Below are 14,373 nucleotides of genomic sequence, written 5' to 3' on the forward strand. Positions count from 1 at the left end.
AATGAGCTCCGTTGCGCCTGCTGTTGAACCCGCCGGCCCCGCGCGTACCTCCGGGCTGTCGGCTGTCCTTGAACAAACCCGCTACGTCCTGAGCGAGAACAAGGTCACCGGCTTCGCCTTCGCGCTTCTGATTCTGATCCTCGCCGCCGCGATCTTCGGCCCCTACGTCGTGCCCTACGATCCGCTCGCCTCGGATACAGCTGCTGCGCTGAAACCGCCGTCGGCGGCGCACTGGTTCGGCACCGACCAGCTCGGGCGCGACATCTTCAGCCGCGTCATCGTGGCGACGCGGCTCGACACATTCATCGCGGTCGCATCCGTCGCGCTGGTGTTCCTGATGGGCGGGCTCGCCGGCATCGCGGCCGGCTATTTCGGCGGCTGGACCGATCGCATCGTCGGCCGCATCGCCGACACCATCATGGCCTTCCCGCTGTTCGTGCTCGCCATGGGCATCGTTGCCGCGCTCGGCAACACCGTGCAGAACATCATCCTCGCCACCGCCATCGTGAATTTCCCGCTCTACGCCCGCGTCGCCCGCGCCGAGGCGAATGTGCGCCGCAACGCCGGCTTCGTGCAGGCCGCGCGCCTCTCGGGCAACGGCGAATTCCGCATCCTGCTGGTGCACATCCTGCCGAACATCATGCCGATCATGATCGTGCAGATGTCGCTGACCATGGGCTACGCCATCCTCAACGCCGCCGGCCTGTCCTTCATCGGCCTCGGCGTCCGCCCGCCGACCGCCGAATGGGGCATCATGGTCGCGGAAGGTGCGGGCTTCATGGTCTCAGGCGAATGGTGGATCGCGCTGTTTCCCGGTCTTGCCCTGATGATCGCCGTGTTCTGCTTCAACCTCCTCGGCGACGGCCTGCGCGACATCGTCGACCCCCAGCGGAGGACGTGATGGTGGGCTTCGATTGGATGCAGCGAAGCTGTGAGGAGGGCACAACTTCCTCGCTCCCTCCCCCCTTGTGGGGGAGGGTTGGGGAGGGGGGTAGCCACACACTCCCATCCCTCCCGGGGCCACCCCTCTCCCTGCCCCTCCCCCACAAGGGGGGAGGGAATGAGAGAGCGGCGGCCGCCTCACACGCGAATTTCCGGCCGGAATTCCCCAACGATTCCAAAGCCTTTCTACTGTGCATGGGGTTGTTTTCGCACTTTTTGCATCATGGCAGGCCCGCATGACCGCCCAGCCACTGCTCGACGTCCAGGATCTCACCGTCGAATTCTCCACCCGCCGCGGCATCGTCAAAGCCGTGCAGCACGTCAACATCTCCGTCGCCAAGGGCGAGACGCTCGCCATTGTCGGCGAGTCCGGCTCCGGCAAGTCGGTGACGTCCTATGCGGTGATGCGCATCCTCGATCGTGCGGGGCGGATCGCCGAGGGTTCGGTGATGTTCTCCGGCATCGACGTGAAAGCGGCGAGCGAAGACCAGATGCGCGATCTGCGCGGCCGCGAAGTCTCGATGATCTTTCAGAACCCGCGCGCCGCGCTGAACCCGATCCGGAAAGTGGGCGACCAGATCGAGGACGTGCTGCGCACCCATGTGCAGCAGGCGATGGTCTCGGATCACGGCGAGAAGGCGATCGAGGCGCTGGAGCAGGTCAAGATCGCCCGCCCGCGCGAGCGCTATCACGCCTATCCGTTCGAGCTCTCGGGCGGCATGTGCCAGCGCGTCGTCATCGCGCTCGCGCTCGCCTGCAATCCGCAGCTGCTGATCGCGGACGAGCCGACCACGGGCCTCGACGTCACCACGCAGAAGGCGGTGATGGATCTGATCGTCGAGCTGACCAAACGCAAGGCGATGTCCACCATCCTGATCACGCATGATCTCGGCTTAGCGGCCGCCTATTGCGACCGCGTCGTGGTGATGGAGAAGGGCCGCGTCGTCGAGACCGCCAAGGCGGCCGACATCTTCGCCAACCCGCAGCACCCCTACACCAAGAAGCTGATGCGCGCGACGCCGCGGCTCGGCGTGTCCTTGCGGGATCTGCTGCCGGAGGAAGAGGGCGCGTCCTCATCCGCATCCGTCATGGCCGGGCCTGACCCGGCCATCCATCACACTTCGCAAGATTCGTCTCAAGCGATGGACCCCCGGGTCAAGCCCGGGGGTGACGAGAAGAGTTCGCCCCTCCTCCGCATCGAAAAGCTCGTCAAGGAATACCCCCGCCAGGGCGCCACGGCGACGCTCGGAAAGCTGTTCGGCCGCAAGCCGCCCGTGGAGCCGGACGTGTTCCGCGCCGTCGACGGCATCAGCTTTTCGATCGGCCACGGCGAGAGCGTCGGTCTCGTCGGCGAGTCCGGCTGCGGCAAATCGACCACGTCGATGATGGTGATGCGCCTCCTGGACCAGACCTCCGGCCTGATCCAGTTCGACGGCGAGGACATCGGCGGCATTGCGCCTGCCAACTTTGCCCGGCTGCCGCAGCGCAGCCGCATCCAGATGGTGTTCCAGGATCCGACCGACAGCCTCAACCCGCGCTTCACCGCCGCCCGCGCCATCGCCGACCCCATCATGCAGCTCGGCGACGTCAGGGGCCGCGATGCACTCCGCGCCCGCTGCGAGGAGCTGGCGACCATGGTCGGCCTGCCGCACAATCTGCTGGATCGTTTTCCGCATCAGCTCTCCGGCGGCCAGAAGGCCCGCGTCGGCATCGCCCGCGCCATCGCGCTGCATCCCAAGCTCGTCATCCTGGACGAGCCGACGGCGGCACTGGACGTCTCGGTGCAGGCCGTGGTGCTCAACCTGCTCCAGGACCTGAAGGCGCGGCTAGGTATGAGCTATCTGTTCGTCTCGCATGATTTGAATGTGGTGCGCTTGCTGTGCGATCGTGTCATTGTGATGCGGACGGGACGGATCGTCGAGGAGGGCTCTTCCGAGCAGGTCCTCAGCGATCCCAAGGACGACTACACCAAGGAACTGCTGACGGCGATCCCGCATCCGCCGTTGCACTGATTGTTTGAGAAGCGAGATGGCCGAACCGCTGGACGACTATATCTACGCCGTATCGAAAGCGCTGGCGCTGCCGGTCGAGGAGGCCTGGCGGCCCGCGGTGCGCGCCAATCTCGAAGTCTCGCTGCGGCTTGGCCGCCTCGTCGACGAATTCGCGCTGCCGGACGAGACCGAGCCGGCGCCGATCTTCACCGCCTGATGCTGCCATGACCAGCAAGCCAGAGATGACGGCCGCCGAAATCGCGAAGGCGGTTGCGGGCGGCAAGATGTCCGCACTCGATGCGACCGAAGCCGCTCTCGTGCGCATCAAGCAGCACGACGGCATCCTCAATTCCTTCACCGACGTCACCGCCGAGCGCGCCCGCGCCAAGGCGCGCGCCGTCGATGCCGACATCGCCGCAGGCAGGGATGTCGGCCCGCTCGCCGGCGTGCCCTTCGCGGTGAAGAACCTCTTCGATGTCGCAGGCCTCCCGACCCGCGCGGGCTCGAAGATCAACCGCGATCGCGCGCCCGCAAAGCGCGACGCAACACTGATCGAGCGCATGGAAGCCGCCGGCGCCGTGCTGGTCGGCGCGCTCAACATGGGCGAATACGCCTACGACTTCACCGGCGAGAACGTCCATGACGGCCCCTCGCGCAATCCGCATGACACCACGCGGATGACCGGTGGTTCCTCGGGCGGTTCGGGCAGTGCCGTCGGTGGCGCGCTGGTGCCGATCGCGCTCGGCTCGGACACCAATGGCTCGATCCGAGTGCCGTCCTCGTTCTGCGGCATTTTTGGCTTGAAGCCGACCTATGGAAGGCTGTCGCGGGCGCGCTCGTTCCCGTTCGTCGCGAGCCTCGACCACCTCGGTCCGTTCGCGCGCTCCGTCGCCGATCTCGCACTCGCTTATGATGCAATGCAGGGCCCGGACGCGGAGGACAGCGCCTGCACCACGCGCGGGCTGGAGCCGACGCTGCCGCTGATCGCCAATCCGGTCTCGGACCTGCGCATCGCCATCGCCGGCGGGTACTTCCAGAAGAACGTGTTTCCGGAAGCCGTCGAGGCCGTCAGCCGCGTCGCCAAGGCGCTCGGCGCAACGAGGGTGGTCGACATTCCCGAGGCCGCGCGCGCCCGCGCGGCGGCTTATGTCATCTCCACCACCGAAGGTGCTTCGCTGCATCTCGATCGCCTGCGCCAGCGGGCGAACGATTTCGATCCGGCCGTGCGCGACCGGCTGATCGCGGGCGCCATGGTGCCGGCAGCGCTGGTCGACCGCGCGCAAAAGTTCCGCCGCTGGTATCGCGCCGAGCTCGCCAAGATCTTCAAATCGGTCGACGTGCTGATCGCGCCGGCGACGCCCTGCACTGCGCCGAAGCTCGGCCAGGTGAATTTCAATCTCGATGGCGTAGAGCTGCCGGTGCGCGCCAATATTGGCATCCACACCCAGCCGATCTCCTTCATCGGACTGCCGGTGGTCGCCGTCCCGGTTCCGCTCGAACCGCTGCCGATCGGCGTGCAGATCATCGCTGCGCCATGGCGCGAGGACATCGCGCTCCGCGTCGCGCACGCCCTGGAAAAGATGGGTGTGGTGTCGGCGCCGGCCCCGAGGGGACTTTAAGAGGAATTTGAGATGGAGATCGATCTCCCCGAGGTGATCGCGGAAGTCAAAGCCGCGTTCGATCGTTACGAGCAGGCGCTCATCACCAATGACGTCGCGGTGCTCGGCGAGCTGTTCCGCAACGATCCCCGCACGCTGCGCTACGGCATTGGTGAGAACCTCTACGGCTATGAGGCGATCAACGGCTTCCGCGCCGCGCGCTCGCCGGTCGGCCTCAACCGCCGCACCGCCAGGACCGTCATCTCCAGCTATGGCCGCGACACCGCCGTGGCCTCCACCCTGTTCTATCGCGACACGGCGCCCGGCAAGGTCGGCCGGCAGATGCAGACCTGGATTCGCTTTCCCGAGGGCTGGCGTGTGGTCGCCGCCCATGTCAGCATCATCGACGAGCCGAAAGAGACCTGACCGTATGACGCTTGACGACTTTCCGCCCGGAGCGTTGCCGGCCGAGCCGGTGGTGCCCCGCGTCGACCGTGCCTCGCCATCAGTGCAGAAGGTCACGCGCGCCGAGGAGCTGCGCCTGCAGCTCGCCGACGAGATCGTGCGCGGCGCCCTCGCGCCCGGCTCGCCCCTGGACGAGACCGACATCGCGCGCCGCTTCAGCGTCTCGCGGACGCCGGTGCGCGAGGCGTTGCGTCAGCTGGTCGCCAGCGGCCTCGTCGAGGCGCGTGCCCATCGTGGCGCGGTGGTGGCGCAGCCCTCGTTCGAACGGCTGACAGGCATGTTCGAGGCGATGGCGGAGCTGGAGGCGCTGTGCGCCGGCCTTGCAGCCGAGCGCATGTCGGCCGCCGAGCGTCACGGCCTGGAGGCGATCCACGAAGAGCTGCGGGTGCTGAGCTACACCGGAAATCCCGATCGCTTTCACGAGGTCAACGAACGCTTCCACAACGCGATCTATGCAGGATCGCAGAACGGCTATATCGCCGAGATCACGCTGGCGACGCGCGTTCGCGTGCAGCCGTTCCGCCGCGCCCAGTTCCGCAATCTCGGCCGGTTGGCAAAATCGCAGGCCGAGCACGACCGCGTCGTCGTCGCCATCATGCGGGGCGACAAGCAGGGCGCGGCTGCTGCGATGCGCGCGCATATCGAATTGGTGCGCGGGGAGTACGAGATCTACGCGGTGTCGGTGTGATGCATCCGCGTCCCGGACGCGGTGCAGCGCGCAGCGCTGCTCCGCAGAGCCGGGACCCATCTATCCATCACGCACAGCAACTCCATGGGTCCCGGTTCAGCAGCGCACCACTGCGTGATGCGCTGCGCCCGGGACACGAGACCGGTTACGCCTTCGCACCTTCCGTCATATACTTCCGCCATCCCCCAAACGCGGTGATATCCCGCGCATCGCCCAGCACTTCGGGCTCGACCAGAAATCCCTTCACGCTGCGTCCATCCGCGAGCCGCAGCGTGCCGATCGCCATCGGCGCCGGAATCGCATTCACGAACTTGCCGAACGCCGCCGCCGACAGCGACCAGATCTCCAGCTCGATCGCGGCGCCCGTGCCGGTCGCGACGCGCAGCAGGCCCGGCTTCGGCGGCGTGGTCTTCAGCGCATAGAGCTTGTAGTCCGGCGCAGTCTTTGTCGCCTCGATCAGCTTGCCGTTCAGCGCCGTCAATTCGCCGTTCAGCGCCATACCGGACAGATGCGCGCCGACCACGGCAACGGGAATCTCATCGCCCGTGTTTGCGGTCAGCGGCGCGAGCGGCGCCTGCGCCGTGCCCTTTGCGCCGAGACTCAACCTGGCGTCCGCATGGAAAACGCGGCCGATGCTGGCCAGCATCGCATCGCGCCCCGCGGGCGCCAGCAGCGTGATGCCGAACGGAACGCCGTCGGCGCGCAGTGAGGTCGGCAAAGCGAGGCCGCAGAGATCGAGCAGATTGACGAAATTGGTGTAGGTGCCGAGCCGGCTGTTGAGCTCGATCGGATTGGCGAGCACCTGCGCGGTCGTGTAGGCCGTCGGCGCGGTCGGCAGCACCAGCGCGTCGATATCGGCAAAGGTGCGCTCGGCGATCTTGCGCAGGCCCTGCAAACGATACAGCGCCGAGAAGGTGTCGGCCGCCGTCAGCCGTGCGCCGGCGGCGGTGATCTCGCGCGTCACCGGATGAATCGCGTCAGGCGCCGACGCGAGCAGATCCTTGATCACGAGATAACGCTCGGCGACCCAGGGGCCCTCATAGAGGAGCCGCGCCGTCTCGTAGAACGGTTCGAGGTCGAACTCGACCAGCGTTGCGCCGAGCGCGGTCCAGCGCTTCAGCGCATCGGCGTAGGCGGTCTCCGCTTTCTTGTCGCCGAAGAAGATCAGCTGTCCGTTGCGCGGCACGCCGAGGCGCAAGCTTGACGGAAGCGGCGTGATCGCGCCCAGCGGCCGGTCGCGTGAGAACGGGTCAGTCGGGTCCGGCCCTGCCATCACGGACAAAGCGAGTGCAGCATCATCCACCGTCAGCGCGAAGACCGATATGCAGTCGAGCGTGCGGCAGGCCGGCACGAGCCCCGTATTCGAGATCATGCCGAGGCTAGGCTTCAGCCCGACGATGTTGTTGAGCATCGCCGGCACGCGGCCGGAGCCTGCGGTGTCGGTGCCAAGCGACAGCGGCACGAGACCCGCGCCGACCGCGACCGCGGAGCCGGAGCTCGAGCCGCCGGGGATGAGATCCTCGCGGATCGAATTGCGGGGGATGCCGTAGGGCGAGCGCACCCCGACGAGGCCGGTTGCGAACTGGTCGAGATTGGTCTTGCCGATGATGATGGCGCCGGCGGCGCGCAGCCGCGCCACTGCGGTCGAGTCGTGTGCCGGTGTATAGGAAAAGGCCGGGCAGGCCGCCGTGGTCGCAAAGCCCAGTGCGTCGATATTGTCCTTCACCGCGACCGGCACGCCGTAGAGCGGCAGGCTGGCGGCGTCCGCGCGCGCGGCGAGCTTCTCGGCCTCCGCGACCGCATCCTTCTCCTCGCGCAGGCTGATGAAGACGGCCGGATCGTTGTAATCGCGGATGCGCTGATACGCCCGCGCGATCGTCTGCGCCGGCGTCAGCGTGCCCGCGCGATGCGCGGCCACAATCGCGGCGATCGTTTCAGGCTGCTCAGCCCCCATGCGTCAAAACTCCGGCACCATGCTTCACCCGGATTGAAGCAAGCGATGTGCCATTGTGTACAGAATCCAGGCAGGATGGTCGCCCGGGATATTATCGTGGGATCAGTGAGTTGGGAGATATTTCGGCGACCCGTCAGGTGGTCGTGCCAGCGCCCTGTTACGGGCATCTGCATAAATATTGGGCGGTCCGGATCAGGTGAAGCCGGCAAGGATCCGCAGCAGCTGCTCCCGGTTTTCCTTGCCGATCTTGTCCTCGACATGCCGCTCGTGCTCGGCGGCGAGCCGCTTGAATTTCGCCAGCGCCGTCTCGCCATGTGCGGTGAGATGCAGCGCGTGGGAGCGCCGATCGGCCTTCGACTTGACCCGCTTCACATATTTGCGCTGCTCGAGGCTGTCGAGCAGATGCACCAGCCGGGCGCGCTCGATGCCGAGGCGCTTGGCCACCGCCATCTGCGACAGGCCCGGATTGGCGCCGATCACCGTCAGCACCGAATATTGCGTCGGCCGGATGTCCACCGCGCCAAGCGTCTTGATGAAGTCCTGGAAGATCCAGATCTGGAAGCGCCGCACCGCATAGCCGGCGTGACCGACCAGCGCGTCGAGGCCGATGTCGTCGGCGACGTCGCGGACCGCCGCGCCGTTGCCCGCGCGTTTGCGTGAGGAATCCCCGGTCTCGCGCGACGTCGTTCTCACCGACTTTCTCTCCCTGCAAGGTCCGCTTCGCCGCTCCCCGCGCGCGGGGAGCGGAAGAAGAGCCTAGCGCTCGGCGGTCATGAAGGAAAGATTGTTGTTGACGACAACAATTGTCCTGCCCAACATTATGGCCAAGGCAGCTCGGAACGAGGCTGCGGCCGGTCCCGGATCCGGGCGGAGGGAGGAAACACATGACTGTCGCCCCACGCGGTGACGTGGCAGGCCTGTTCGCAACGCCACGGACCGTCGCAGAGCGCCGCGCCGACGGCAGCATCTTGCTGCGCTCGCCCGAACCGCTAGGTAGCAGCGCGCGCTGCGTCGGCGATTGGCTGGAGCATTTCGCCCGGCAGACGCCCGATGCGATCTTCCTTGCGGAGCGGGGCCATATCGATGCGCCCTGGACCACGGTCACCTACGCAAAGGCGCTGCGCCAGGTGCGTGCGGCAGCGTCCTGGATTCTGGCGCAGGGCCTCAGCGCGGAACGCCCGCTCGCGATCCTCTCCGACAACAGCGTCGATCACGCGCTGCTCGCGCTGGCCGCCCAGCATGTCGGCGTGCCCTCGGCCGCGATCTCGCCGGCCTATTCGCTGATGTCGAGGGATTTCGAGAAGCTCAAGAGCATGATCACGCTGCTCGATCCCGGCGCGATCTATGTCTCCGCGACCGGGCCGTTCGCGGCCGCGCTGGCAGCCATCGAACCGCTGCACAGCGCGCAGCTCATCAGCGGCAAGGAGGGTGATGCCGGCGCGCTCGCCTTCCGCGAGGTCGCGGCGACGCCGGAGAGCGCCGAGGTCACGGCGGCTTTCGCCGCGGTGACGCCCGACACGATCGCCAAATTCCTGTTCACGTCGGGCTCGACCGGCACGCCGAAAGCCGTCATCAACACCCAGCGCATGCTGACCTCGAGCCAGCAGGCCAAGGCGCAGACCTGGACCTTCCTGCAGCCGGGACGCGGCGATCTCGTCATTCTCGACTGGCTGCCCTGGAGCCACACTTTCGGCGCCAACCACAATTTCAATCTCGTGCTGCGCAACGGCGGCTCGCTCTATATCGACGGCGGCAAGCCCGCGCCCGGGCTGTTTGCGACCTCGCTCGCCAATTTGAAAAGCGTGATGCCGACGGTCTATTTCAACGTGCCGCGCGGCCTCGACATGCTGATCGCGGCGCTGCGCGGCGACGAGGAGCTCTGCCGCCGCTTCTTCAGCGAGGTGAAGTTCGCCTTCTATGCCGGCGCCGCGCTGCCGCAGAACCTGTGGGACGCGCTCGAAGAGCTCTCGCTCAAAACGGTCGGCCGCGCGCTGCCGATGGTCTCGGCCTGGGGCTCGACCGAGACTTCGCCGCTTGCGACCGACTGCCACTTCCTTGCCGAGCGCTCCGGCAATATCGGCGTGCCGATTCCGGGCACCGAGTTGAAGCTGGTCACGTCAGGCGACAAGCTCGAGGTGCGCGTGCGCGGTCCCAACGTCACGCCGGGCTATTGGAAGGCGCCCGAGCTGACCCGGCAGGCCTTCGACGAAGAGGGGTTTTATCTCATCGGCGATGCGGTGAAGCTTGCTGATCGCGAGCGGCCGGAGCGCGGCCTGTTCTTCGACGGCCGTGTCGCGGAAGACTTCAAGCTCAATTCCGGCACCTGGGTCAGCGTCGGCACGCTGCGCGTCGCCGGCATCGCCGCGCTCGCACCGCTGGCGCAGGATATCGTCGTCGCCGGTCACGGCGGCGACGAGGTGCGCTTCCTGGTGTTCCCGAACATCGCGGCTTGCCGTGCGCATGCCGGCCTGGGCGATACGGCCGATGTGACCGAGGTGCTCGCGCGCGACAAGGTCAGGACCGCCATCGCGCAAGGGCTCGCGAAACTGAAGCAGCAGGGCCCTCACTCCTCCGGCCACGCCACCCGCGCGCTGCTGCTTGCCGAGCCGCCCTCGGTCGACGGCGGCGAGATCACCGACAAGGGCTACATCAACCAGCGCGCCGTGCTGACGCGGCGTGCGGATGCGGTGGCGCGATTGAACGATGGCGCGTCGTCGGAGTGGATCGGGGTGTAACTGCAAAGGATCGCACGCGTTGCTCCCGTGCCCCGGACGCGGCGCAGCACGCAGTGATGCGCTGCTGAGCCGGGGCCCATCTCTCGTCGTGCGCGGAGTCGCATGGGTCCCGGCTCGGCGCAGCAGCGTTTCACGCTGCAGCGCGTCCGGGACACGAGAGCGTAGCGCTCAACCACGCCAGTCATCCTGCCGCAATATATTTCTGATTCTTTTGTTGCCTAAGCAACTAATTTGTGCGAACCGTTCCGGGAAGCGATGACGGCGGGGAAACCGCCGCGTCCGATCCTGGAGGAAACAATGCTCGGCCCACATGGTGCCGCCGGCAAACGCTGGCGCATGCCCGGACGTGACGGAGGGGCGCGCCAGACGCGCGCCCCGTCAGGCTTCCGTGCCGCCGGTGACCGCGCCGAGATTCTCGTGCAGCCGGCGGAGCAGGTCGATCAGCAACTCGCGCTCGTTCTTGTCGAGGCACGACAGCAGCCGCCGCTCGCGCTCGAGCGCTGCGACGATCACCTTGTCATGGGTGGCGCGGCCCTTCGCCGTCAGCGCGATCGAATGGGTGCGGCCGTCATTGGGATCGGTGCGGATCGAGACCAGTCCGCGCTTCTCCAGCCCCGCCAGCGTCCGGCTCACCGGCCCCTTGTCGAAGCCGATGACGTGGCAGATGCGCGAAGCCGGAATGCCCGGCTCGATCGCCAGCAGCGACATGATCCGCCATTCCGTGACGTTGACGCCGAACTCCCGCTGATAGAACGCGGTCGCGCTGTTCGAGAGCTTGTTGGCGATGAAGGTGACGAACGCCGGGACGTAACGGTCGAGATCGAGCGTCGGCCCCGCATCATTGGGCGCAGGCTTGTGGCGGGATCTGGTCAAGGACGGCGGCATGGCGGGGTTCTGACTCGCGGCGGGCCGAAAGACCTAAGGGCATGCGCCGTCCTTTCACAAGATCAAAATGAGGGAGGTCTCCCATGACCGTATCCGGCACTCCGGCATCGACGGATCCTGCGTCCGTTCCGCATCTCGATGTCGATCCCTTCGACATGACCTTCTTTGCCGATCCCTATCCGGCGCATCAGCGGCTGCGGGAGGCGGGGCCGGTGGTCTATCTCGACAAGTGGAACGTCTACGGCGTGGCGCGCTATGCCGAGGTCCATGCCGTCCTGAACGATCCCGTCACCTTCTGCTCCAGCCGCGGTGTCGGCCTGTCCGACTTCAAGAAGGAGACGCCGTGGCGGCCGCCGAGCCTGATCCTGGAGGCCGATCCGCCCGCGCACACCCGCACCCGCGCCGTGCTGTCGAAAGTGCTGTCGCCGACCGTGATGAAACAGGTCCGCGACCGCTTTGCGGCGGCGGCCGAGGAGCGGGTCGACGCGCTGCTGGACAAGCGCAGCTTCGATGCGATCACCGATCTTGCGGAGGCCTATCCGCTCTCGATCTTTCCGGATGCGCTGGGCCTGAAGCCGGAGGGACGCGAGCATCTCATTCCCTATGCCAGCGTCGTGTTCAACGCGTTCGGTCCGCCGAACGAGCTACGCCAGCAGGCGATCGCGCGCTCTGCGCCGCATCAGGCCTATGTCGCCGAACAGTGCCAGCGCGACAATCTCGCGCCCGGTGGCTTCGGGGCCTGCATTCATGCGCAGGCCGACGAGGGCGCCATCACGGCCACCGAAGCGCCGCTGCTGGTGCGCTCGCTGCTGTCGGCCGGTCTCGACACGACAGTCAACGGCATCGGTGCCGCGGTCTATTGCCTCGCGCGCTTCCCCGACCAGTGGCAGCGGCTGCGCGATGATCTGACGCTGGCGCGCAATGCTTTCGAGGAGGCCGTGCGGTTCGAAAGCCCGGTGCAGACCTTCTTCCGCACCACCACGCGCGAGGTCGAACTCTCAGGCGCGACGATCGGCGAAGGCGAGAAGGTGCTGATGTTCCTCGCCGCCGCCAACCGCGATCCGCGGCGCTGGGACCAGCCCGACAGCTACGACATCACCCGGCGGACCTCCGGCCATGTCGGCTTCGGCTCGGGCATCCACATGTGCGTCGGCCAGCTCGTCGCGCGCCTCGAAGGCGAGGTGATGCTCACCGCGCTGGCGCGCCGGATCGCGAAGATCGAGATCACGGGCGAGCCGAAGCGCCGCTTCAACAACACGCTGCGCGGGCTCGACAGCCTGCCCGTGACCATCACCCCGGCCTGACGAGGAGCTTCGATGCCTGCCATCACCTTCATTCATCCCGACGGCAAGTCCGAGCGCGTCGAGACCTCAGGCGGCGAGAGCGTCATGCAGGCCGCGACCCGGCACGGCCTCGACGGCATTTTGGCCGAGTGCGGCGGCAACGCCATGTGCGCGACCTGCCACGTTTATGTCGACGAGAGCTGGCTCGCGCGGCTGGCCGCCATGGCCGGCGACGAGGACGCGCTGCTCGACGGCACCGCGGCCGAGCGGCGGCCGAACAGCCGGCTGTCCTGCCAGATCAATATCACGCCCGAACTCGATGGGCTCGTCGTGAGACTGCCGGAGCGGCAGGTCTGATCTGAAGACGTCTGAATTTCGATGCGCCGGCGACGACCGGCAACCAACAAACAGGGGAGGGAATGATGAAGCACTTGAAGTGGACGCTTGCGCTGGCCACGAGCCTGATCACCGGCGCGGCGAGCGCGGAGATATCGGACAATGTCGTGCGCATCGGCGTGCTCAACGACATCTCCGGCATCTTCCAGGACACCAACGGCATGGGCTCGGTGGAAGCCGCGCGCATGGCGGCGGAGGATTTCAACGGCGGCGGCAAGGGCATCAAGGTCGAGATCGTCTACGCCGACCACCAGAACAAGGCCGATGTCGGCAACGCCATCGCGCGCAAATGGCTCGACGTCGAAGGCGTCGATGCCATCGTCGACGTGCCGAACTCGGCCGTCGGCCTCTCCATCAACACGCTGCTGCGCGACAGCCGCATGACGTTCCTGGCGTCGTCGACCGCAAGCTCGGACCTCACCGGCAAGGCCTGCTCGCCCAACACCATCCAGTGGGTCAACGACACCTGGGCGACCGGCAACACCACGGCGGCGGCCATGATGTCGCGCGGCGGCAAGGACTGGTACTTCCTCACGGTCGATTATGCGCTCGGCAAGGGCATCGAGGCAGAGGCGCAGAAATACATCGAAGGACACGGCGGCAAGGTGCTCGGCTCCTCCAAGCATCCGCTCGGCACCTCCGACTTCGCCTCCTTCCTGTTGCAGGCGCAGGGCTCGAAGGCGCAGGTGATCGGGCTTGCCAATGCCGGCGGTGACACCATCAACGCGGTGAAGCAGGCCGCCGAGTTCGGCATCCAGCAGAGCGGCCAGAAGCTCGTCGCCTTCCTGCTCTTCATCAACGACGTCCACGGCATGGGCATCAAGGTCGCGCAGGGTCTCCAGTTGATGGAAGCCTTCTACTGGGACATGAACGACGATACCCGCGCCTTTGCCAAGCGCTTCGCCGCGCGGCCCGGCATGAACGGCAAGATGCCGAGCGGCAACCAGGCCGGCGTCTATGCCTCGACGCTCGCCTACCTCAACGCCGTCGCGGCCATCGGCAGCGACAATGCCAGGGACGCCGTGCCCGAGATGAAGAAGTTCAAGGGCAAGGACAAGCTGTTCGGCGACACCACCATCCGCCAGGACGGCCGCGTCGTGCACCCCATGTACTTGTTCGAGGTGAAGAAGCCGGAGGAGTCGAAATACCCTTACGACTACTACAAGCTGGTCTCGACGATTCCCGCGGATCAGGCCTTCCGCCCGCTGGCGGAGGGCGGGTGTGAATTGGTGAAGTAGCTAGAGAGAGCGCGGTCTCCTCTTACCCTCCCCTGGAGGGGGAGGGTCGATCGCGCGAAGCGCGAGCGGGGTGGGGTGATCTCTCAGCACGGGCACCGCCCCGGCGGAGAGACCGTCACCCCACCCCGCTGCGCATTTCGCTTCGCTGCATGCGCAGCGACCCTCCCCCTCCAGGGGAGGGTAGGAGGAACGCGCGCA

At 66.8% G+C, this 14,373-nt stretch carries 13 protein-coding genes; 10 read left to right on the top strand and 3 right to left on the bottom strand.

Annotated elements, in window-relative coordinates:
- The first annotated feature begins 1 nt into the window (after position 1).
- The 6 genes from UNPF46_RS01135 (at position 2) to UNPF46_RS01160 (ending at position 5,684) form a co-directional block, all read left to right on the top strand.
- Positions 2–901, top strand: coding sequence for an ABC transporter permease (locus UNPF46_RS01135; protein WP_142248747.1), 900 nt, complete (start codon positions 2–4; stop codon positions 899–901).
- A gap of 277 nt (positions 902–1,178) precedes the next feature.
- A complete protein-coding gene (locus UNPF46_RS01140; RefSeq protein WP_142248748.1) occupies positions 1,179–2,954 on the top strand; it encodes a dipeptide ABC transporter ATP-binding protein in 1,776 nt (591 codons plus the stop codon).
- A 16-nt stretch (positions 2,955–2,970) separates the two neighbouring features.
- Positions 2,971–3,150, top strand: a complete 180-nt coding sequence (locus UNPF46_RS01145; protein ID WP_142248749.1) for a DUF4089 domain-containing protein — start codon at positions 2,971–2,973, stop codon at positions 3,148–3,150.
- 7 nt (positions 3,151–3,157) lie between these two features.
- Complete coding sequence (locus UNPF46_RS01150) at positions 3,158–4,552, top strand: AtzE family amidohydrolase (protein ID WP_181769720.1); 1,395 nt, start codon at positions 3,158–3,160, stop codon at positions 4,550–4,552.
- 12 nt (positions 4,553–4,564) lie between these two features.
- A complete protein-coding gene (hpxZ, locus tag UNPF46_RS01155) occupies positions 4,565–4,957 on the top strand; it encodes an oxalurate catabolism protein HpxZ (RefSeq protein ID WP_100179527.1) in 393 nt (130 codons plus the stop codon).
- 4 nt (positions 4,958–4,961) lie between these two features.
- Positions 4,962–5,684 (top strand): GntR family transcriptional regulator, encoded by a 723-nt coding sequence (locus UNPF46_RS01160; protein ID WP_181769721.1) that lies wholly within the window; start codon positions 4,962–4,964, stop codon positions 5,682–5,684.
- A gap of 145 nt (positions 5,685–5,829) precedes the next feature.
- Here the strand turns inward: UNPF46_RS01160 and atzF are convergent, their stop codons facing one another.
- Together atzF and UNPF46_RS01170 are read right to left on the bottom strand one after the other, a co-directional pair.
- The gene (atzF, locus tag UNPF46_RS01165) at positions 5,830–7,638 is read right to left on the bottom strand and encodes an allophanate hydrolase (RefSeq protein ID WP_142248751.1); all 1,809 of its coding nucleotides are present in this window, start codon (positions 7,636–7,638) and stop codon (positions 5,830–5,832) included.
- Positions 7,639–7,830: 192 nt separating this feature from the next.
- Complete coding sequence (locus UNPF46_RS01170) at positions 7,831–8,331, bottom strand: MarR family winged helix-turn-helix transcriptional regulator (protein ID WP_100179524.1); 501 nt, start codon at positions 8,329–8,331, stop codon at positions 7,831–7,833.
- A gap of 191 nt (positions 8,332–8,522) precedes the next feature.
- Here UNPF46_RS01170 and UNPF46_RS01175 point away from each other — a divergent pair, with 191 nt between their 5' ends.
- A complete protein-coding gene (locus UNPF46_RS01175) occupies positions 8,523–10,373 on the top strand; it encodes a feruloyl-CoA synthase (RefSeq protein ID WP_181769722.1) in 1,851 nt (616 codons plus the stop codon).
- A gap of 378 nt (positions 10,374–10,751) precedes the next feature.
- On the opposite strand, the gene UNPF46_RS01180 is transcribed toward UNPF46_RS01175, so the two are convergent.
- The gene (locus UNPF46_RS01180; protein WP_142248753.1) at positions 10,752–11,258 is read right to left on the bottom strand and encodes a MarR family winged helix-turn-helix transcriptional regulator; all 507 of its coding nucleotides are present in this window, start codon (positions 11,256–11,258) and stop codon (positions 10,752–10,754) included.
- Positions 11,259–11,341: 83 nt separating this feature from the next.
- On the opposite strand from UNPF46_RS01180, the gene UNPF46_RS01185 reads away from it, so the two are divergent.
- The 3 genes from UNPF46_RS01185 (at position 11,342) to UNPF46_RS01195 (ending at position 14,175) form a co-directional block, all read left to right on the top strand.
- Positions 11,342–12,562, top strand: a complete 1,221-nt coding sequence (locus UNPF46_RS01185; protein WP_142248754.1) for a cytochrome P450 — start codon at positions 11,342–11,344, stop codon at positions 12,560–12,562.
- Positions 12,563–12,574: 12 nt separating this feature from the next.
- A complete protein-coding gene (locus UNPF46_RS01190; RefSeq protein ID WP_142248755.1) occupies positions 12,575–12,898 on the top strand; it encodes a 2Fe-2S iron-sulfur cluster-binding protein in 324 nt (107 codons plus the stop codon).
- A gap of 65 nt (positions 12,899–12,963) precedes the next feature.
- On the top strand, positions 12,964–14,175 hold the full coding sequence (locus UNPF46_RS01195) for an ABC transporter substrate-binding protein (protein ID WP_142248756.1): 1,212 nt from the start codon (positions 12,964–12,966) through the stop codon (positions 14,173–14,175).
- Positions 14,176–14,373 lie beyond the last annotated feature (198 nt).

This window comes from Bradyrhizobium sp. UNPF46 (assembly GCF_006658625.1).
Lineage (GTDB): Bacteria > Pseudomonadota > Alphaproteobacteria > Rhizobiales > Xanthobacteraceae > Bradyrhizobium > Bradyrhizobium nitroreducens.